A 19,682-nucleotide genomic window follows, 5' to 3' on the forward strand; every position below is an offset into this window, starting at 1 on the left:
GGAGAGGCAGTCGAGGTAGTACTGGGCGAAGAACACAAGGGTCTCCTTTGCAGCCGTAGGGGGTGCGGCATCACCGTGAATAATACCCCCGGGGGTATTATTTCCTACGGTTCCGCCGATGCGCCCGGCACCACCGGGCGACCCCACGAGGTGACGCGGCCCACGACGCACAGCGGGCCCCGGAATACCGCCGGGGGTATATGGTGATGCGGGTAGCATACCCCCCTGGGTATCCACCGGAAGGAGCGCATGCACTCCGCGGAGACCTCGGCTGTCACGGGACCGGGCAGCCGCATCGCCGCGCCGACATCCGCTCAGCAGGACCGGGGCCGGGCATCGGCCACGGCAGCCCGCCACCGGGCCCCGCATCACCCGTGTCGTAGGGAGCCGTCTCACTGACGGCCCTGCCGATCAGGCCCGTGCTCGCGGTCTGATCCTGCGGACCGAGCACCCAGACCCACCACCGAGACCCCTCAAGGACCGCCATGCCGCTCTTCGCGCACGCCTCCGGCCCCGCGCAGATCACCGTGACCGAAGCCCGTGACCGTGCCCAGGCGGGCGAGGCGGTGCTGCTCGACGTCCGGGAGGCCGACGAGTACGCCGCGGGCCACGCGCCCGGCTCCGTCTGGCAGCCGCTCATCGCCGTCGCCGCCGGGGCCGACCTCCCCACTGCGGCCCAGGGGCGCCCGGTGCTGGCGATCTGCCGCTCGGGCAACCGCTCCCAGAAGGCCGCCGAACTCCTCGCCGCCCGCGGCGTGGACGTCTCCAACGTCTCCGGCGGAATGCGCGCCTGGGCCACGGCCGAGCTGCCCGTCCACGACAACGCCGGTCACGACGGGCAGGTCATCTGACCGCTTCACCCGACCCCGACCCGGCCTCCGCCCCGCACTGACCCGCCCCCCGACCTCCGAGTCCCGCACCTGCGGCGATTCCCCCACCAACACCGCTGCGAAACATTCACCGAAAGGAACACCCCCACCATGGCAGCCTCACTCACCGCCGAGCAGCTCGAACCCCGCCTGGGACAGTTCACCGTCATCGACGTGCGCTCACCCGGCGAGTACGCCGGCGGACACATACCCGGCGCCCACAACATCCCGCTCGACAAGCTGCAGCGCGCCCTGCCCGACCTGCGCGCCGCCGCCGAGCGCGGCGAACTCGCCGTGGTCTGCGCCTCCGGCGCCCGCTCCCAGACCGCCTGCTCCCAGCTCGCGGCAGCCGGTATCCCCGCGTTCACCGTCGTCGGCGGCACCGCCGCGTGGGCCCAGGGCGGCCGACCGCTGGACCGACCCGCCGGCGCCCGCGCCGTATGGGCCATGGACCGTCAGGTCCGGCTCGCCGCGGGCTCCCTGGTGATTCTCGGCATGCTCGTCGACCTCGCACTGCCCGGTGCCCGCTGGGTCTCCGCCGCCGTCGGCGCCGGCCTGGTCTTCTCCGCCCTGAGCAACACCTGCGCCATGGGCAACCTCCTGGGCAAGCTCCCCTACAACCGCCCCCGCACCGGAACCGCCGACCTCGACGACATCCTGGGCAACCTGCGGAAGTGACACACCCCGTACCGGACCCGGCACAACCGCCGAACACAGATGGCGGTCCGCAGCCGGGCCTCGGTGCGGGCGGGGCGGCGAAGGTGTGCCGGTGGAGTCACTCGCCCCCGAGCACTCTGGCGGAACGAGGGTGAGCAGAGCGCGTCGCACGGACGGCCACCGCTGCCAGTCAGAGAAGGAACCTACCGGGCTGGTGTCTCTCCGGGCTCTGGGGCCCACGCGCTCGGTGCCCCAGAGGCCACCACCGCCCTGTGCCGCGCCCAAGGCGAGATCGAATGTCTCGCCGGTGTGAACCGGCAGATCAGCCGAGCTCATCGCGCTCGCCTTCCCCCTGGTCGATAAATCCTCACGGTCAGTCCGCGACCTGGCAGGTGCGACAGCGACGTGGCACTCCGGGCACTGCTCCATACGCGCCCACGATCCTTGTGCGCGGACACATCTGCCGCACAATGCCCGAGGCGACAACGCATCGGGCTGGACGAGTCCTGCGTACCTCGGAGGAGACCTCGTGAGTGTTGGGCTGATCAACGGCCTTCCCGGCCATCCATTCTTCGTCCACGGTGCAGTGGTACTGGTCCCACTGACAGCGTTGGCGCTCGTCGTCTGCGCACTGTGGCCTTCGGCGGCGCGTCGGCTCACCTGGGTGCTGCCGGCACTGGGGCTTGTCACTCTTGTCCTGGTGGTGCTGACCACCGAGTCCGGCGAGTGGCTGGAGGAGCGGGTGAAGGAGACCGCGCTGACGGAAGAGCACACGGAGATGGGCTCCGATCTCACTCCTTGGGCAATCGCACTGTTCGTGATGACGATCGTGGTCTGGCTGCTCGGCCGCGCCGCCCGGCGCCGGGGCCGTGAGCACGGCGGTGCGGCCGAGAGCCCTGCCGAGGGCAGAGCGTCCGCCGTGGCTCGGCTTGTCTCTTCCGTTCCGGTGCGCGTCGCGGCGCTGGTGATCGCCCTGGCCGTGGCCGTCGGCGCCGTCATCGAGGTGTACTGGATCGGTGAGTCGGGTGCGAGGGCGGTCTGGCACGACGTTCTCTCGACAAGTGGCTCCGGCGGCAGGGAGTGACGCGGCGACAGCCGCGCCGATGCCGGCCCGGCCGACCGATGTCACGCATCGACCGGCCGGACACTCTACTTTGGGTCCAGCCGGTCTCGCGCCTCAGAGCGGAATCAGTGCATCTGGTCGAGTGCCTGTTGGAACGCGGCTGCGCGCTTGGCCGCAGTGGCGGTCATCTCGCGGAAGCAGCGGGCGGCGGCGGTGTCGCCGACGGCGGTGGCACGTTTGGCGAACATCGGGTACAGGGTCGTCGCGTTGTCGTGTTCCCGGATGACGGCCTGTCGCAGGTTCGTCTTCGTCGTGCGGACCAGACCGGCCAGGACGGCTTCGCCGGCGAAGTGCTCGTGCAGCTCGACGCCGGCGGTTCCCTCGAACAGGCGGGCCAGCGCGGGGTTGCCGGTCTGTCGCGCATGAGCGGCGAAGAGCATGTACTTGGCGTGGGCGAGCGCTTCGCCGTGCATGGCGGTATCGAGGTTGGCCCTGGTGCGGGCGGCCTTCACCTTCGGCAGACCGGCGGGCACCGACACCACGTCGGCCTTCGGCGGCGCCGGGATGGTGCCGCGGCCGGTGGTCACGACCGTGAGAGCGGTGCGGTAGGCGTCGCGGTGGCGGCCCTCGTCCGCCGCGAGCTCGGTGAACAGCCTGGCGGCCTCGAGGTCTCCGTCCTTGCGGGCCTGGTCGGCGAAACCGCGGTACATGACCTGATGCTCGTAGGACTCACCTTCGATGGCCTGACGCAGGTTGGCCGCGTTCCCACCCACCATGCCTGCCAGGGTGGCAGCCCGACGCAGGTTCTCGTTCAGCCCGGACTGCATCGTGGTCCGGAAGAGCCTGCCGATGGCCGGGTGAGCCTCGCGGTCGGCTTGGGTACCGAGGAGGCCGTAGGAGGCATAGGCGAATGCCTCGCCCTTCACGACGGTGGCCAGGTCGGAAACCGTCTGCGAGTGGCGAGCCCCGGCGGCGGTGTGCGCTGCCCGCTGCTGATCGGCCGGCAGGGCAGCGGCCACGGCCGTGGTCGCCTGCGAAACCGCGGTCAGCGAGCACAGACCGACCAGAAGCGTACGTATCGAGTGGCGGAACATGACGTCCTCCTTCAGGGCACTGCGGGTGCGAGCGCCCCTCCCATGCGACCCGCACACACATGCTTCCGCGCCTTCACTTAACCCTTCCGAGTGATTACGCACAGCCATGACGGCTCCTGCGCTGCGGGGGTCGACGACTGACAGGCCGCCATGCCGTAAGCCTCGCGGGTGGTCTGCCACCTCCGCATCGGCCGGTCACCGTCCAGCTTCCGCGGATACGGTTCCCGGATGAGTTCCGTCGTCGTACGCCGTCCAGGTCGGGTGGTCGGTATGCGCGGGCCGTACGAACTGCTCCGGCCTATCGGCCTCGCGGACTGACAGGTCGATCCCAGGCGGGCGAGTAATCCGGTCTCCTCGGCGGTCACCGACGCGCCACGCGCGAACCGAGACGTGCTCGACGGCGGCTGGGCTGTCGATGTTGCTCGGCAGGCGGGCGCGGGTGTTGGTCAGGCCGTCGTCGGATCCGACCGGCCTTGAGGACGTCGGTAACGCCCCGACGAATCACGTGGTCGTACGACAGGAGTGGGTGGACCGACCGCCGACTGTGCCGTGTCAGCCGTTTGCCCTGCCGCCGAGGCGCGGCCTGAACCCGCAGATGCTCCAGGTCACCGCATCAAACGGGCGTGTTCAGACGAAGTCGGGCCCGTTCGGCCCAAGTGATCGCCCTCGGCGTCCGAGCACGATAGGGGCAACCGCCGAACAGGTTGGCCAGTGGCCTGGGTACGGGAGCGGGGTGAGACGAGTATGGCGACGACCGCGGCCTGTCTGACAATTCCCGTCTGCCGCGCGACGGGAATTGTCAGACAGGCCCTAGCTAGGACGCGGTGGGTTCCGGCAAGGGAGATCCGGTGATCGCCGACTGCCTTGTGCCGGGCCCGCGGCGGGGCGCGCTGAGGACAGGCCACGACCCGACGTCGTGCTGCCCGACCTCACCTCGTACGTCACCGCCCAACCAGTTCGCGCCCCCTGCCGCACGTCCGCGCCGGGACCGCTCGCCCTTCTCCCAGGCCCACGGCAACCGATCACGCCGTGCCCCAACAGCCGCCCCGAAGGGACGACAGGCCGGCTTCCCATCGCTACTGATTCCTGACGGCCCGATAGGAACATGAACCCGATGACTTTCTTCGACATGGTCAACCCCCACCAGGAAAGCCACACTGCCGGCCGGGCCGGCTGGCTGCGGGCCGCCGTACTCGGCGCCAACGACGGCCTGGTCTCCGTCGCCAGCCTGATGGTGGGCCTGGCCGCGAGCGGAGCGAGCACCTCCACCGTCGTCACCGGAGGCCTGGCAGGTCTGTCCGCCGGTGCGATGGCGATGGCCGCCGGCGAGTACGTCTCCGTCAGCTCCCAGGTCGACGTGGAGACCGCCGACCGGGCGAAGGAGGCCCGCGAACTCGCCGAAGCCCCGGAAGCCGAACTCGCCGAACTCACCGCCATCTACGAGGATCGGGGCGTGCCGACGGAGCTCGCCCGCCAGGTCGCCGAGGCGCTGCACGAGGCCGACCCGCTCAAAGCTCACCTGCGCGACGAACTCGGCCACAGCGAGCACACCACGGCCAACCCTCTCCAGGCCGCCCTCGCCTCCGCCGCCAGCTTCCTCGGCGGCGGACTCGTACCGTTCCTCGGCCTGCTCGCCGGGTCCACCACCGCACGCCTGTGGCTGATCGTCGCGGTCACCCTCTGCGGCCTCGCCCTGGCAGGTGTGCTCGCCGCCCGCGCCGCCGGAACCACCATCCTGCGTCCAGCGCTGCGCGTGGTCATCGGCGGCGGGCTCGCCATGGCCATCACGGCGGCCGTCGGCCAACTCGCCCATGTGTCCGGCGTCTGAGCACACCGTGACCGTGCCGCTGACCGGGCCCGCAGGACAACACGGCCGGTCACGACCGCTCGGCGTCATGGCCCCCTGCGGGATTCACGAGCAATCTGTCGCCAAGCGTCCTCGCCGGCTTCTGCGGCCTCGGCACGCCGTAGAGATGAGCAGTCGTCCGTCGCTCCCACCTGGCCTCGTCGCTCCACGGAGCAGAGCTGCACCAGGCGTTCTGTCCCGGAAGGTTGTGGACGGGTGACGCAGGTCTCGGCTGACTCATCGGCTTCTCTCCTGACACCCGTCAGGAGAGAAGCACTCTCCACAAGGGCACCGAGCCGATCCATCACGGCTCGGAGCGGTGACCGCATCCACCGGGCGGTCCGGGGTAGCGGTCGACCTCAGGTATTCCGCTTTGCCGTGTCGTTCCAGGACACGGTAGGCGAGCAGCTTGACCGGGTCCAGCAGCAGGAACTCCAGGAAGGCCCAGCCCCAGGCCAGCCCGACCAGGCCCCAGCCGATGGGCTGCATCAGGAAGCCGGTGAGAGCGATCACGGTGGCGAGGATCTGGGTGCCGATCACGGCCGTGAGCAGGATCCAGGAGGGCCGGTAGGACCAGAACGGGCCGCGAGTGCGGGCCAGGAAGACGGTCAGGTGCCCGCTGACCGAGAGCTTGAGATAGACCAAGGTCCGCACCTGAACGTCCGTGAGCCCGAGTGGCAGGTGTGCCTGCCACACCAGCATGAACGTCGAGACCAGACCCAGCAGGCCAAGGACGACGGCGATCGCGATCACCTCGGTGAGGTCCCAGCGCTCCGGCCGGGAGGAGGGCCGTACCCGGTCATAGGCGATGGACAGGATGGCCGCGTCGTTGAGGATGGCCAAAAGGACCACTTGGATAGGCGTGACCGGGAAGAACGCGAACACCACGATCGTGAGGGTGACGAAGAGCACCACACGGATGGTCTCGGTGATCCGGTAGATCGCGTAGTTCTCCATCCGCCGGAACACCTCGCGGGACCGGCGGATGGCCTCGGTGATCGTCGACAGGCCTGGGGCCAGGAAGACGAACGATGTCTGATGCCGCGCGGGCCGCGTCGGTGGCGCCGTAGACTGCGATCCCCGCGTCCGCACGGTGCAGGGCGGGGCCTCGTTCACCCCGTCACCGGTCATGCCGACGATGTGGCCGTGCTCCTGCAGGGCCTGGACGATGCGGTACTTGTCCTCGGGCACCACCTGCGCGAAACCGTCGGCCTCCGCCACGGTGCGCGCGAGATCCTCGCCCTCCAGCCGTTCGATCCGCCCGGCTTCCAGAACGTCGGCGCCCAGGCCCACCCGGCCGCAGATCTCCCGGGCGATCTCCGCCCGGTCGCCGGTCACCATCTTGACCCGCACGCCGAGCCGTCCGGCCTCCTCAAGCGTCTCGCGGGAGTCCTCCCGTGGCGGATCCTGGAGGCCCAGCATCCCGGTCACGCGCCATCCGCCGCCGTCGGCGCACGCGACGGCCATGGCCCGGTAGCCCCGGCTCGCGAAGCCTCGCGTCACCTCCCCCACGCGCTCCGCGACCGGACTGTCAGCCTCCGTGAGCCCGAGAACGGCCCGCACCGCCCCCTTCATTCGAGAGCCCCATGCTGTGGGTGACCGGCTTTCTGGTCACCTTCACGTTCGGTGGTCTGACCGGTGTCGTCCTGGCGTCACCGCCGCTGGACTTCCATGTCTCCGACAGTTGCTTCGTGGTGGCGCACTTCCACTACGTCGTGTTCGGCACTGTCGTCTTCGCGATGTTCGCGGGATTCCACTTCTGGTGGCCGAAGTTCACCGGCAAGATGCTCGATGAACGCCTCTCCAAGATCACCTTCTGGACGCTGTTCGTCGGCTTCCACACGACGTTCCTCGTGCAGCACTGGCTGGGCGCCGAGGGGATGCCCCGTCGCTACGTCGACTATCCGGCTGCCGACGGCTTCACGGCGCTGAACATGATCTCCACCATCGGATCGTTCCTGCTGGGGCTGTCCATGTTTCGGCTCTGGTCTGCAATCGATGGTAATGCTGTGTGATGATCACTGGAGGAGGACGCGACGGCTGAGGAGGGAGGAGCCCCGCCGGGCAGGACACCCGTTTCGACCACCTCGGCGTCGAGGTCGAGTCCACCGACCAGGTCACCGCCACCACCAGCCGACCGAACGCCGCTGAGCGCGTCCTCGGCGGAGACGCCCGCTCACAAATCCGGGGCGAACGCGGCGTCTCACCGGCCGGTCCAGCCCTCTGACGGAACGGCCTTCAGTTCGCCACATAGTAAGAAGCGAGGCCGAGGAATACGACGAGAGCGCAACCCGCCTGCAGCGTCCAGGGGCCGGTCGCCTCCTCGTACGGGATGTCGGGGTCCGACAGCACTTCGCGCAGGGCCTTGCGATGCCCCAGGATTCCCACCGGTACGGAGACGATCAGCGCGCAGTAGAAGGGGAGTATCTCCGTGAAGGGCTCCTTGGACTTCAGGCAGTACGCCGCCAGCGGGACGGCAGCGAGCGCCGGGCCGCAGGAGACGAACGCCTTGTGCTTGCGCGTGGGCATGGCGGGGAGCATCACAGAGAACCAGATGACGACGCTTGTCGCGGCGAACAGCCACCACAGCGGTGAATCCTTCACAGCATTCCGTTCCTCTCGACGAGGGGCCGAGAGCATGCGGAGTCTGCCGACTCCTCGTCCCTCGGCCCCTCGTCGAGAACGCACTACGAGACGCACCTACCCGGTGCACCTGCACGACGCGCTTACGACGAGAACCAGCCCACCACGGACGACACGGTGTCGTGGACTCCTCGCACCGCGGCCTTGCCGACGTGGCTCACCATGGAATCCGCGGCGAGGCTTCCCACGCCGCCGAGACCCAGGGCGAGAGCTATGCCGCCGACCGACCCCATGAACTGCGAGCTTCCCCAACCGTAGGCCTTGGCGTTGTACAGGGCGCCGATTCCCGCGAACAAGAGCGACGCTCCGGCAAGTCCGCCCGCGACCAGCTGCCCGCCGGGGATGAACGCGGCGACCACCGCGGCCCCGCCGAGCACCGCGCTCACCCGCCCGAAGTAGGTGGCGGCTTCGGCGGCGTTGTTGGTGGCCTCCTTGTCGATCTCGGTGAAGTCGACCTTGTCATTGGCCGTCGATTCAGCGGGATTCACGCCCTGCTCGGCGTTCTGCTTCGCCTGCTGAGCCGCCTTGGCCGCCGCCGCGGCCATCTCCTGCTGCCGCTTCTGCTGCGCCACGGCCTTCGCCTCGGTGGCCGCCGATCGGGCGGCAGCAGCGTCCTTGCCCGCCGCGATCGCGTCAGCGTATGCACGGTCGGCCGAGGCTTGTGCGCTGCTCGCCGCCGCGACAGCGGTGTTGGCCGACGAAATGGCCTGGTTCGCCGAGTAGTTGGCCTGCCGCTTGGCCGAACGCGCAGCCGCAGCCGCGTCGGAGGCCAGCTTGGCCGAGGCCGCCGCGGCAGCCGCCGAAACGTCCGCCTTCGCCGCCGACTTCTGCGCGTCGTCGGCGTAACCCTTCGCGCTGGTCGCCGAGTTGGCGGCCTTGGTCGCCCACTGCTGGGCCTCCGCCGCGGCACCGCGCGCGTCGGCCGCCGCCTTGGCCGCTTCGGCGGCTTCCTGGAAGGCCGTTGCCGCGATGGCGGCGGCTCGGGCGATCTGCGCCTGGATGGCCGCCACATGGGTGGCCGTGTCCTCGTCGGCCTGCTGGGCCTTGTAGCGGACCGAGGTGACGAAGCGCTCCAGCATCCACTGAGGCCCCTCGAGCGCGGCCTGGGCCGCGGCCTCGACATTGGGGCCGGCACCGTCGAGAGCCGCGAGGGTCGTGACCCGGTCGTCCTCGGTCTTGGCCTTGGCGAAGCCGGTGAGGAGGTACTCGTGCAGGGCTTCGACGCTGCCGTCGTCCATCGCCGCGTTGGCAGCGGCCGTCACGGCCCTTCCGGCGCCCTGCAGCGTCTTCAGGACCTCCACGCGGTAGTCGTCGGCCTGAACGGCCAGCGCGTCCGCGGCCAGGAAGTCCGTCACGGCCTGCTGATCGTCGTCCGCGAGCACCTTCTGGGCCGCGTCGGCGAGCACGGCGCTCCCCGCGTTGGCCAGCGTGAGCACGCGTTCCCGGTCATCGAGTGCCATGGCGTCGCCATGTGCGCGCCCGACCCAGTCGACCACCGCCTGGTCGTCACCGGCGAGCGCGTCCTGCGCGGCCTGCCGTGTCCACGTGCCCACGGCGTCCATCAAGTTGACGGCGGCCTTGCGCCCGAGCACGGCCACCTGCGCGGGATCGCTCTCCGACCGCGCCCGGGCCAGCAGATCGCGGGTCTCCTGGTCGGTCAGCTCCTGCTGGGTCTGGATCTGCTCGATCCGGGAGCGGTTCTGCTCCTCTTCCTTCTTCAACTCCTGGGCGGCTTCGACGGCCAGGGTGCGTTCCTCGGCGAGCTTCGCCGCTTCCGCTTCACGGGCGAGGGCCGCGATGTCCTGTGCCTGGGTGACGGCCGCGGCGGCGTCCGTGGCCGCCGCGACGGCCTTGTTGGCCTGGATGGTCGCCTCGTTGGCCCAGTCCTGCGCCTCGCCCGCGTGCTTGGCCGCGTCCTCGGCGGCAGCGGCTGCGGCGTCCGCGTGATCGGCTGCGCTGTTGGCGGCCTTGTGGGCATCGCGCGCGGCGGTGGCCGCCCGGGACGCGAGGGCCGCGGCCCGATTGGCCGCGGCGGTCGCGGTGTTGGCGGCGCGGGTGGCCAACGCGGCGGCATCTCTGGCCCGCTTGGCCTCGGCCTGGGAGACACCCGCCGCCGCTGCCGCGTCCGCGGCGGCGTTGGCGGACGCCGCGGCGTTCTGTCCCGCACGGGCCGCGGCGGCGCTCGACGTCTCGGCCTGGGCGCTCGCGTCCGCGGCGGCGGAGGCCGCGGCGGCGGCGGTTCGGGCCTTCTTGGCCGTGTCCCGGGCCACCTGGGCGGCTTCGCGCGCCGCCGCCGCCTGACCGGCGTCCTTCGACGCGGCGGAGGCGGCCTGGTAGGCGCGCACCGAGGCGCGAGAGGCGGCGCCGGCCGCGGCGGCGGCGGCCTGGGCCGCGCTCGCGGCCGTGTGGGCCGCGGAGATCGCGGTGTGCGACGCCGAGACCGCGGTACGGGCCGCGGCTGCCGCGCCGTTCGCCGCGTCGGCGGCCCGTCCGGCGGCACGTGACGCCTTGAGCGCGTCGCCCTTGGCCGCGGCGCTCTCGTCGGCGGCCAGCAGGGCGGCCTTCTTGGCCTCGACGGACGCGGCCTCGGCGTGCTCGGCCGCCTCCTTGGCCTCGACCGTCGCGGTGTGGGCACGCGCGCCCGCGTTCTGCGCCTGCACCACCAACTGGTCGATCGTCAGCTTCTCTTGGTCACGGGCACGCGCGAGGTGCTGCCCATAGCGTAAGAACTCGCTCACGTCGGCCGCCGTGCCGTCCAGCGCCCGGTTGATGGCCTGGGTCAGGTTCGGACCGGCGCCCGCGAGCATGGAGGTCGCCTCGAACCGCTCGTCCTCCTCGCGCGCGCTGTACTGCCCTTCCTGGAGGAAGCCGTCCAGCACGTCCGGCGAGCCGTTGTCCAGGGCCTTGTTCGCCTCGCGCACCACGGCCTTGCCACCGGCGCCCAGGATCGTCAGGACCGCGACCCGCCGATCGTCGGCCAGCGGTTGCTCATAGCCCCCGGTGACGAACGCGTGCAGTTCCGCGTCCGTGCCGCTGAGGACCTCTTGGACCTTCGCCCGCACACCGGGACCCGCGAAGTTGAGCATCTCCAGAACGGAGACCCGGTCGTCCTCGGCCTGCGCCCTGGCCAACCCCGTGGTGAGGAAGGCCGTCAGAGCCGCCTCGTCGCCGGTGAGCGCCTGTTTCGCTTCCGTTCGTACGGCACGGCCGCCGAGGACCCAGGCGTCGACGGCCCGGTCGCGGTCGCTGTCCCCCGTCCCCGCTCCGTCGGCCGCGTACGCCGGTGAGTTCCTCGTCCCTACGACCGAAGCAGCCGTGGCGGCGACCGCCAGGGTCAGAAAGCTCCGGCGCGAAGGGCCCCATTCGGAGGTATTCCGTCTCGATGGGTTACGTCTCAGCATGCCCGTTCCACCCCCATAAACAGTGTTTGCAAGCAGCCGAACTCGCCTTAGCGAAATGCAAGTTCGCCAACAACCTGTCAGGGCGGTCGACTATTCAGCAAGAGGGTGTCCGCAGACATCCCTTTTGTCGACTTGAGATCGACATTTGACGAAGAGAGCGCAATTTACGCGCTACCGGCGCCTATAGACCCAGACCCGCCCCTCAGGTCACAACTCCGTAAATCCGTATGCCCGACCGACTACCCCGCCCTACGGTGAAGGATCAGTGTGTGTTTCGTTTGGATTCATTTCGTTATGGAGAAGAGAGATGAAGATTGCGAGTCGCGTGCTCGTGTCGACGTGCGTGCTGATCGCCGCGAGTGTGGGCGTCGCGTTCGGCGCCACGGATCACAAGGACCGGACCTTGCGAGCGGATATGACGGCGGGAGAGAACCCGCCGTACGCGGTGGAGGACTTCAATTACCCGCGGGCGGACAAGATTCTCGAAGAGCAGGGAATTGTCCTGAAGCGCGGTGACGGTCATATCGTCCTCGCGACCTGCGGAAGTCAGGAAGGGCTGCTGGAAGTACAGGCGCGAAGCAAGAACAAGGTCTGTTTCCGCGTCACCGGAAACAGCGGTTACCTCACCATGGAAATACCCGCGGTCTACGGCGTGAAGGGCAACTCGTACGAGACGTCCGTGAAGATGACCGTGGGCGATCGGGAGAAGGTCTACGAGATCGCCAAGGACTCCTGGACCAATGTGGGAGAAGCGGCGGACCCGGCGGACGGCGATCACATGCTGGTCGAGATCTCCACCAACAAGTAGGCGCCGCCCCATGGCTCTTCCCACCCATCATCGGACGTCAAGGAACCCGTTCATGCCACGCTCCAGACGCGTACCCCTCCTCGCTCTCGCCGCCACGCTCCTCGCCGTACCGGGCTCTCTGTGCACGGCGCCCGCGTCCGCTGTCACCGGACCCGCCGCCACCGACGCCGGATTTGCCTTCACCGCCCGTCTCGACGTGGGCGACGGCCGGCGCGCCTGTTCCGCGGCGCTGGTGTCCCCACAGTGGCTCGCCACGTCCGCGAGCTGCTTCTCCGACAACGGAACGTCCCAAGTCCCCGCGGGCAAGCCCCAGTCGAAGACGATGGCCACCATCGGCCGTACCGATCTGACCACCACCGGCGGACAGGTCCGCGAGGTCGTCGAGCTGGTCCCGCGTGAGGACCGGGACCTGGTCCTGGCGCGCCTCTCCTCACCCACCACCGGGATCACCCCCGTGGCGTTCGCCGACACCGCGCCCGCCGCCGGGGAGGAGCTGACGGTCGCCGGATACGGCCGGACCAAGGACGAGTGGGCGCCGCTCAAGCTCCACACCGCCACCTTCACCGTCGACTCCGTCGCGGGCGCCACGGTCGCCCTGCACGGCAAGTCCGCGGCCGATGCCATCTGCGCCGGTGACGCGGGCGGGCCGATCGTCCGGCTGAAGGACGGCCGACCCGAGCTGGTCGCGCTCAGCAGCCAGTCCTGGCAGGGCGGTTGCTTCGGTGCCGACCCGGCCGAGACCCGCACCGACGCCGTCTCCACCCGGCTGGACAACATCGTCGGTGGCAGCACGCTCCCGGCCGGCGGCGTGCTCATGCCCGGAGACTCCCTGACCTCCAACGCGGCCCGCCTGACCCTGCAGTCCGACGGCAACCTCGTCGTCGTCTCCCGCGCGGGCAAGACCCTCTGGTCGACCAGGACCGCGGGGCACCCCGGCGCGACGGCCCGTCTCGACGCGCAGGGCAACCTCGCCGTCGTCGACACCGACGGGACCACGACGCTGTGGGAGTCCAAGACCACCGCGCCCGGTGGCAAGGCCGTTCTTCAGGATCGCGGCGACTTCGTCATCTACAACGCCAAGGGCGAGTCGCAGTGGGCCGCCGGCACCGCGGTCCGCCACGACTACGACGGCGACGGCCGGAGCGACATGGCCGACTGGTACGACTACGCCGACGGCAGCGACAAGATCCACGCCTTCCTCGCCAAGACCGACGGCGGCTTCAACAGCCCCGTCCACGGCTGGGAAGCCGCGGCGGGCAACTACTACGCCGAGAACATGAAGCCCGTCACCGGCGACTTCAACGGCGACGGCATCGGCGACGTGGCCACCCTCTACGGCTACTCCACCGGAGAAGTAGCCCTCATCACCTGGCTGGGCAAGGGCGACGGCACCTTCGCCGCGCCCCTGAAGTCCTGGAAGATCGCCTCCGGTTGGACGTTCTCCCGGATGACCCCCGTCGCCGGTGACTTCAACGGCGACGGCCGCGACGACATCGCCGTCTGGTACGACTACGCCGACGGCAGCGACAAGATCCAGACCTTCCTCGCCAAGACCGACGGCGGCTTCAACAGCCCGTTCGCCGGATGGCAGACCCCGGCGGGCAACTACTACCGCGAGAACATGAAGTTCGTCACCGGCGACTACAACGGTGACGGCCGCGACGACCTCGCGGTCCTCTACGGCTACTCCACCGGTGAGGTCAAGCTCATCACCTTCCCGGCCAAGCCCGACGGCGGCTTCAACGAGCCGGTGCACGGCTGGAGTTCCGCCACCGGCTGGGACTTCAAGCGAGCCACCGTGTACTCCGGGGACTTCGACGGTGACGGCCGCGACAACGTGGCCGTCTGGTACGACTACGCCGACGGCCACGACGCGGTGATCGGCTTCACGCCCAGCGGCACCGACGGCAAGCTCGGCAACCGCACCGATCTGTGGACCACCCCGGCGGGCAACTACTACCGCGAGAACATGCAGCTCGTGACCGGGGACTTCGACGGTGACGGCCGCGACGACCTCGCCACCCTCTACGGCTACGCCGACGGCCGGGTCAAGACCATCACCTGGACCGCCAAGGCCGACGGAACCCTCAACGAGCCCGCGGGGAGCTGGGAAGCGGCTGCGGGCAACTGGACCTTCAGCCGGGTCCGGATGCTCGAGCGCTACAACAACCCCTCGTAGCAACGCTACGACAACCCCTTCCCGGCGAGGAGTTCGGGGACCGGAGCGGTGGCCGCAGCCCCGTCTCCGGTCCCCTTCGGCTTCCTCACGCCTCGTGGGTTCCCGGCGCTCCCAGGCCGGTCAGGGCACTGACCGGGTCCGAGGCCGGGGTACCGCGGGGCCACCAGTCCTCGCGGCCCGGTTCCGACTCGTACGCGTACCACAAGCCGTCGCGGCCGAGCCGGAGTTGGGTGTGGCCCTCCGGATGGGTGAGGTGGTTGTGCCAGGGGCGGAACGCGGGGAGGTCCGCGGCGAGGAGGAGCGGGCGGGCCCGGTCGAAGCGGCCCGCCGGAGGGTCCCAGTGCTCTTCGAGCACGGCGAGCCCCTCGCGTCCGCCCTGTCGCCACGCGGCGACGGCGCGCGCCAGGTCGGCCGGGGTCCGCCCGGTGGCGGCGGCCAGCGAGGAGTAGAGCGCGCGGGTCGCCGCGGTGAGGCCCGAGCCGGGGCGGGCCGCGGCGAGCCGCACCGCGTCCTGCCACAGCGTCAGGTCCGCGACCGGATCGTGGCCGGTGGTCAGCAGGGCGTGCGCGCGGGCCGCGGCGTCCGTGGCCAACTGATCCAGCGCGAGCGGGTCCGGGCCGTCCGCGGTCCCCGGGTAAACCGGCGGCTGCTCGGGGTGCGCGGGGGGCGGCAGCGGGGCCGGGAGCGGCGGCAGCGCGCGCCGGGCCACAGCGTCACGGGCGCGGACGCCCGCGGCGGGGGCGGGTGCCCGCTCCCGGGCGGCGCGGGCGGCGTTGCGCCGGGTCAGCGCGTCGAGCACCTCGCGCTCGCCCCGGCCGCGCAGCAGGAGAAGGACGAAGGGGTCCTGGTCCAGCAGCCGGGCGGTCTGGTAGCAGACGGCGGCGGCGTGCTTGCAGGGGTGGCCGACGTCGGGGCAACTGCACTGCGGTTCGAGGTCGCCGGGCCCCGGGAGCAGCCGGACCCCGCACTCGGCGAGGGACCGCGGCACCTGCTTGTCCAGCAGCGCGGCGATATGGTCGGGCCGCTCGGCCGCGGCGTCCAGGAAGCGGTCCCACTCGTCGTCGGAGAACGTCCGCAGCCGCACCTGCGCGCGGTACGGGCGCGGGCGGCTTCCTTGTACGTAGGCCACCACGTGTCCGGGGGTGACGGTGAGGGCGTCCACGTTCCCCTGGCCCGCGTAGGCCCGCCCGCGTGCCAGGCGCGCGGCGTCGAGCGCCCCTTCCTCCAGGGCCGTGACCCAGGCGTTGCCCCACCATGTCCCGGCGAACCGGTCGGCCTGGTCCGCCGGTTGCGCGGAAGGCGCGGGGAGAGGGGGAAGCGCGGCGAACGTACGCCGCAGCGCACCGTCGCGGCCGGGGGCCGCCATCGAGCGGGGGTAGCGGGCGACCGTCTCGGGCCGCGTCTCCTTCCGGTCGCCGTCGTCGTTGCCTTCGGGGCGCGCGGTCCCGGCTTCCGGTGACGCCATCGACGCGGGCAACTCGAAGGTGTCGGCCAGGAGTTCGCGTACGTCCTGAACTCGACCACTGTGCACGCGGGTTCGAGTGCTCGGGCGGAGGGTGCGGGCGACGGTCGGGCGTGCGGAACCGGAGGGCCGCACGGAACGGGACGGCCGCGCGGAGCCGGGCGGCCCCAACCGCTCGGCCCGTCCGGCGAGTTCGGACGGTCCTGCGGAGGGCTCTGCGGTGCCGGACGCCGCTCGGCTGCCGGACGACGGGTTCGGTGTGGTGGCGGGCGGGCGGCGGCCCGCTTCCTTCTCCTTCCGTGCGGCCCGCAATGCCTCGCGCGCGATGTCTCCGGGGCGCGTGGCCGGTACGGTCTCCGCTACGGTCTCCGGCGCAGCGGCGTCCACGGTCATCGGGGCGGCCTCCCGCGCGGCGGCGTCCACGGTCACCCGGTCGGCCTCCCGCGCGTCCCCACCGCGCCGTTCCGCGTTCGCCCGGCGCAACGCCGCGCGCGCCGCGTCCCCCGGCCTGACCGTCGGCCCGGACTCCGGCCGTACATCCGCGCCGGACGCGGTGCCCTCCGGGCCGTCGCCCTCGGCACCCTCGGCGCCCTCCGCGCTCGCACTCTCCCGCTCCCTCGCGGCCCGCAACGCACGCCGTGCCTCGTCGGCGGGGCGGGCGGACGTCGTGCTCTCCGCGCCGTTCACGCCGTCCTCCTCAGTGACACCAGGTCCGACAGCTCGCGGACGGTCAGTTCGGTCAGGGCGGACTCGCCGGAGCCCAGGATCGCGTCCGCCAGGGCCCGCTTGGACTCCAGCATCTCGGCGATACGGTCCTCGACCGTGCCTTCGGTGATCAGCCGGTGGACCTGCACGGGCTGGGTCTGGCCGATGCGGTACGCGCGGTCCGTGGCCTGCTCCTCCACCGCGGGGTTCCACCAGCGGTCGAAGTGGATGACATGCCCGGCACGGGTGAGGTTGAGGCCCGTACCCGCCGCCTTGAGCGAGAGGACCAGGACCGGGGTCGCCCCGCTCTGGAAGCGGTCCACCATCCGCTCGCGGTCGGGCACGGGCGTGCCTCCGTGCAGCAGCTCGACCGGTATCGCGCGGGAGGCCAGATGCGTGGTGATGAGCCGGGCCATGCCGACGTACTGCGTGAACACCAGCGCCGAGCTGTCCTCCGTGAGGAGTGTGTCCACCAGCTCGTCCAGCAGGGCGAGTTTGCCCGAGCGGGCGGTGAGCGCCGCGGCCGTCGCCGGGTCCTCCTTCAGATACAGCGCCGGGTGGTCGCAGATCTGCTTGAGCGAGCCGAGGAGGGCGAGGACCAGGCCCCGGCGGCCGATGCCCTCCGCCGTCTCGATGGCCAGCAGCGACTCCCGTACGACCGCCTCGTAGAGCGCGGCCTGTTCGCGGGTGAGCGGTACCGGATGGTCCGTCTCCGTCTTGGGCGGCAGCTCGGGGACGATGCCCGGGTCGGACTTCTTGCGGCGCAGCAGGAACGGGCGGACCAGGCGGGCGAGCCGCTCGACGGCCTCCTCGTCCTCGCCGTTCTCCACCGCGCGTGCGTGCCGGGCGCGGAAGGACTTCAGGGGGCCGAGCAGTCCGGGGGTCGTCCAGTCCAGCAGGGCCCACAGCTCGGAGAGGTTGTTCTCCACGGGGGTCCCGGTGAGGGCCACGCGCGCGGGGGACGGGATCGTGCGCAGTGCCTTCGCCGTGGCCGAGTACGGGTTCTTGATGTGCTGTGCCTCGTCCGCGACGACCATGCCCCAGGTCTGCTCGGCGAGTCTCGGCGCCGTCGTGCGCATCGTGCCGTAGGTGGTGAGGACGAAGCCGCCGTCCAGGTCGTCCAGGGTGCGGTCCGCGCCGTGGAAGCGGCGGACCGGGACCGAGGGCGCGAACCGCGTGATCTCCCGCTGCCAGTTGCCCAGCAGCGACGCCGGGCAGACGACGAGGGTCGGCTCGCGGCGCGCCCGGCGCAGATGCAGGGCGATGACGGTGACCGTCTTGCCGAGGCCCATGTCGTCGGCGAGGCAGGCGCCGAGGCCGAGGGAGGTCATCAGGTCCAGCCAGGCCAGGCCCCGTAGTTGGTAGTCCCGCAGCCGGGCGGCGAGGCCCGGGGGCGGTTCCACCGGGCCGACACCCGCCGTCAGGCGGTCCCGGAGGGTGGCGAGCGCGCCGACCGGCACCGCCTCGACCGTCGCGCCGTCCACCTCGGCGCTGCCCGTGAGCGCCACCGACAGCGCGTCGACCGGGTCGAGCAGGCCCAGTTCGCGCTTGCGGGCCTTGCGGACGAGCGCCGGGTCGACCAGCACCCACCGGTCGCGCAGCCGGACGACCGGGCGGTGGGCCTCGGCGAGCGCGTCCATCTCGGCTTCGCCGAGCGGATCGCCGCCGAGCGCCAACTGCCAGCGGAACTGGAGCAGTTCCTCGCTCTCGAAGAAGCCCGTGCCGTCGGTCGCCGAGCCGGGCGCGGGCCGTACGACCGCCGTCGCGGTCAGGTCCTGTGCGAGGTCGCGGGGCCAGTGCACGGCGACCCCGGCGGCGCCCAGCCTGCTCGCCGCGACACCCAGCAGGTCGCCCAACTCCTCCTCGGACAGCGCGAGGACATCGGGCACGTCCTGGTCGGAGAGCCGCTCCAGCGGGGGCCAGACGCGGGCCGCGCGGCGTACGGCGAGGGCCGCGTCCACCCGCGCGCGGGGGCCGAACCCGGCGTCCGCCTCGCCCGCCCACAGCGCCGCCGCGTCGACGACGAGGGTGGGGTCGGCGAGGCTGTGCACCTGGACGACGGCCGCTCCGGCGCGCCGGGCGTCCTCGCCGTCGTCGAAGAGCTGGGACGCCGACAGGTCCAGGCGCAGCGAGATCCGTACGCCGGTGTCCATGCCCGCGGCGACCTCGGCGGCCCAGTCCCGCGCGCGGGGCAGGCGCTGCGGCTCGCGCGCGGCGAACGGCTTGCCCACCGCGTGGGCGGCGGCCGGGGTGCGGGGCAGAGTGTCCGCGACGGCGTCCAGGAAGGACCGAACGAGGGATTCGGGCTCGGGCAGCGTGAGGGGGCTGCCGGGGAGCGGGACGGCATGGCCCTCGTAGGGCAGGGCGGCGGCGATCGCCCTGAGGTGGGCGATGTCGTCCGGTTCCAGCGGTCCGGCCCGCCAGGCGTCGTCCCCCTGTGGGGTGAGGCCGGGCAGCAGCCGCCCGCGCGCGACGAGCCGCAGCGCGTGGAGCGTGGCGGCACCCCAGCAGGCCGTCGCGGGGTGGGCGGCGGGATCGCGCCGGGCTCGGGCGAGCAGTGGCAGCGCGTCGGCGAGGGGCAGCGAGACGGCGCGTACGGTGCCCCGGCGCACCCCGGATCCATGGCGGCGTACGACCGTGAGGTCCCGCGCGCCTGTCAGGTCCCGCCCGCCGTCCGTACGGTCCGCGCCGTACGTACGCTCCGCGTCATCCGTACCGCACACGCTGTCCGTGTCCTCCCCCTCCGACGGGAGGGGGCCGCCGTCCGACGGGAGGGGGCCGCCGTCCGGGTCCCAGAAGGCTACCCGGCCCTGGCGGGGCACCGGCGCGGGCAGGAAGACGGCGGCCAGCTTCGCCCAAGCACTCAGCTCCCCCATCCGTTCGGTCACCTCCCGCCGTCTCGTCGTGTCAGATGTCTTCGACTGTACGGGCGGGGTCTGACAACCGGCTCCGACG

At 71.4% G+C, this 19,682-nt stretch carries 12 protein-coding genes and 1 pseudogene; 7 read left to right on the plus strand and 6 right to left on the minus strand.

Annotated features, from left to right (window positions below; translation table 11 throughout):
• Positions 1-485: 485 nt before the first annotated feature.
• The 3 genes from NGF19_RS28355 to NGF19_RS28365 all read left to right on the plus strand — a co-directional run bounded on the left by NGF19_RS28355 (position 486) and on the right by NGF19_RS28365 (position 2,610).
• Complete coding sequence (locus NGF19_RS28355) at positions 486-851, plus strand: rhodanese-like domain-containing protein (RefSeq protein WP_252428465.1); 366 nt, start codon at positions 486-488, stop codon at positions 849-851.
• A 129-nt stretch (positions 852-980) separates the two neighbouring features.
• Positions 981-1,547, plus strand: a complete 567-nt coding sequence (locus tag NGF19_RS28360) for a rhodanese-like domain-containing protein (protein WP_252428467.1) — start codon at positions 981-983, stop codon at positions 1,545-1,547.
• Between the two features lie 508 nt (positions 1,548-2,055).
• Complete coding sequence (locus NGF19_RS28365) at positions 2,056-2,610, plus strand: DUF2231 domain-containing protein (protein ID WP_252428469.1); 555 nt, start codon at positions 2,056-2,058, stop codon at positions 2,608-2,610.
• Positions 2,611-2,714: 104 nt separating this feature from the next.
• Here the strand turns inward: NGF19_RS28365 and NGF19_RS28370 are convergent, their stop codons facing one another.
• A complete protein-coding gene (locus NGF19_RS28370) occupies positions 2,715-3,683 on the minus strand; it encodes a ferritin family protein (protein ID WP_252428471.1) in 969 nt (322 codons plus the stop codon).
• 1,114 nt (positions 3,684-4,797) lie between these two features.
• Between NGF19_RS28370 and NGF19_RS28375 the strand changes: the two genes are divergently transcribed.
• The gene (locus NGF19_RS28375) at positions 4,798-5,511 is read left to right on the plus strand and encodes a VIT1/CCC1 transporter family protein (protein WP_252428472.1); all 714 of its coding nucleotides are present in this window, start codon (positions 4,798-4,800) and stop codon (positions 5,509-5,511) included.
• Positions 5,512-5,766: 255 nt separating this feature from the next.
• On the opposite strand, the gene NGF19_RS28380 is transcribed toward NGF19_RS28375, so the two are convergent.
• The gene (locus tag NGF19_RS28380) at positions 5,767-7,092 is read right to left on the minus strand and encodes an HAD family hydrolase (protein WP_252428474.1); all 1,326 of its coding nucleotides are present in this window, start codon (positions 7,090-7,092) and stop codon (positions 5,767-5,769) included.
• Positions 7,093-7,100: 8 nt separating this feature from the next.
• On the opposite strand from NGF19_RS28380, the pseudogene NGF19_RS28385 reads away from it, so the two are divergent.
• A pseudogene (locus tag NGF19_RS28385) lies at positions 7,101-7,505 on the plus strand (cbb3-type cytochrome c oxidase subunit I); the annotation flags it as partial.
• Positions 7,506-7,767: 262 nt separating this feature from the next.
• On the opposite strand, the gene NGF19_RS28390 reads toward NGF19_RS28385, so the two are convergent.
• Together NGF19_RS28390 and NGF19_RS28395 are read right to left on the minus strand one after the other, a co-directional pair.
• Complete coding sequence (locus NGF19_RS28390) at positions 7,768-8,133, minus strand: hypothetical protein (RefSeq protein ID WP_252428476.1); 366 nt, start codon at positions 8,131-8,133, stop codon at positions 7,768-7,770.
• Between the two features lie 122 nt (positions 8,134-8,255).
• On the minus strand, positions 8,256-11,573 hold the full coding sequence (locus tag NGF19_RS28395) for an ALF repeat-containing protein (protein WP_252428478.1): 3,318 nt from the start codon (positions 11,571-11,573) through the stop codon (positions 8,256-8,258).
• A 343-nt stretch (positions 11,574-11,916) separates the two neighbouring features.
• Here NGF19_RS28395 and NGF19_RS28400 point away from each other — a divergent pair, with 343 nt between their 5' ends.
• A complete protein-coding gene (locus NGF19_RS28400; RefSeq protein WP_372505976.1) occupies positions 11,917-12,381 on the plus strand; it encodes a hypothetical protein in 465 nt (154 codons plus the stop codon).
• Positions 12,382-12,433: 52 nt separating this feature from the next.
• Positions 12,434-14,560, plus strand: a complete 2,127-nt coding sequence (locus tag NGF19_RS28405) for an FG-GAP-like repeat-containing protein (RefSeq protein WP_252428480.1) — start codon at positions 12,434-12,436, stop codon at positions 14,558-14,560.
• Positions 14,561-14,645: 85 nt separating this feature from the next.
• Here NGF19_RS28405 and NGF19_RS28410 read toward each other — a convergent pair whose 3' ends face one another.
• Together NGF19_RS28410 and NGF19_RS28415 are read right to left on the minus strand one after the other, a co-directional pair.
• On the minus strand, positions 14,646-16,709 hold the full coding sequence (locus NGF19_RS28410; RefSeq protein ID WP_252428481.1) for an SWIM zinc finger family protein: 2,064 nt from the start codon (positions 16,707-16,709) through the stop codon (positions 14,646-14,648).
• Positions 16,706-19,603, minus strand: coding sequence for an SCO1167/SCO6262 family helicase (locus tag NGF19_RS28415; protein ID WP_252428483.1), 2,898 nt, complete (start codon positions 19,601-19,603; stop codon positions 16,706-16,708). Before NGF19_RS28415 ends, NGF19_RS28410 begins: the two co-directional genes overlap by 4 nt.
• Positions 19,604-19,682: the final 79 nt, after the last annotated feature.

Origin of the sequence: Streptomyces macrolidinus, assembly GCF_023887685.1 — a bacterium.
GTDB lineage: Bacteria > Actinomycetota > Actinomycetes > Streptomycetales > Streptomycetaceae > Streptomyces > Streptomyces macrolidinus.

Coding starts and splice junctions, on each gene's coding strand:
- NGF19_RS28355 (WP_252428465.1), top strand. CDS start 486: ATGCCGCTCTTCGCGCACGCCTCCGGCCCCGCGCAGATCACCGTGACC.
- NGF19_RS28360 (WP_252428467.1), top strand. CDS start 981: ATGGCAGCCTCACTCACCGCCGAGCAGCTCGAACCCCGCCTGGGACAG.
- NGF19_RS28370 (WP_252428471.1), bottom strand. CDS start 3,683: ATGTTCCGCCACTCGATACGTACGCTTCTGGTCGGTCTGTGCTCGCTG.
- NGF19_RS28375 (WP_252428472.1), top strand. CDS start 4,798: ATGACTTTCTTCGACATGGTCAACCCCCACCAGGAAAGCCACACTGCC.
- NGF19_RS28395 (WP_252428478.1), bottom strand. CDS start 11,573: ATGCTGAGACGTAACCCATCGAGACGGAATACCTCCGAATGGGGCCCT.
- NGF19_RS28405 (WP_252428480.1), top strand. CDS start 12,434: ATGCCACGCTCCAGACGCGTACCCCTCCTCGCTCTCGCCGCCACGCTC.
- NGF19_RS28415 (WP_252428483.1), bottom strand. CDS start 19,603: ATGGGGGAGCTGAGTGCTTGGGCGAAGCTGGCCGCCGTCTTCCTGCCC.